Here is a 775-nt window from a genome sequence, read left to right as displayed (position 1 = left end):
GATCGATTCGAGAATTAGCCCAAGGTTTTTTAAGCCTTCGAACGTCTGAAAGATTTTGCTGCAAAGCATCAAGAGGGGGGCGCTATCTACCGAGCGATAGACTGAAAGAAGGGGGGGGGGCAATGCCCCCCTTTGTCATGTTGCTGTCCCGTCCTGAATATGGTTTACACCTTTCCCCCACATAAATGGAGAGCCCGATGGGACAAGGTGTGAAACGGACACAGCGCGATTACTCGCTGACTTTTAAATTAGCCGTGGTCGAGCAGATTGAAAAAGGCGAGCTCACCTGCCAGCAGGCACAAGCCCGATACGGCATTCAGGGCAACTCCACCGTTCTGGTATGGTTGCGTAAACATGGTCGGCAAGATTGGAGCCAGGGGGCTTCTGTGCGCGCCGGCAGGAGCATCACCATGCCTGACCCCGACAACCAGACGCCCGAACAGCGCATCAAGGAGCTCGAGCAGCAGCTGGCGCTGATGAGCCAGAAGGCCCAGTTCTTTGAGGCCGTGGTCGATGTGCTGAAGAACGACTACGGCGTCTCCATCGTAAAAAAGCGACCCGGCAAGTCCTCTCGCAGCGGCAAGTCGAGAGGCTGACCATCGTCAGGGCTTGCCTGTTTCTGGGGATAAGCCGTCAGGCTTACTACAAGCGCAATCGGGTTGCAGACCTGCGCCATGCACAGGGGCTGCAGGTGGTGCGCTTCGTGCGTCAGATACGGCTGCGACAACCAAGGGTCGGCACCCGCAAGCTGCATTATCTGCTGCAGGGTCAGGAT

1 pseudogene is annotated in these 775 nt (G+C 56.8%); it reads left to right on the top strand.

From position 1 onward, the window contains the following. Positions 1–197: 197 nt before the first annotated feature. Positions 198–775: pseudogene (locus BN1130_RS06885) on the top strand (transposase family protein); the annotation flags it as partial.

Origin of the sequence: Aeromonas rivuli (genome assembly GCF_000820045.1) — a bacterium.
In the GTDB taxonomy this organism is placed as follows: Bacteria; Pseudomonadota; Gammaproteobacteria; order Enterobacterales; family Aeromonadaceae; genus Aeromonas; species Aeromonas rivuli.
This window is presented reverse-complemented; position numbering and strand designations above follow the sequence as displayed.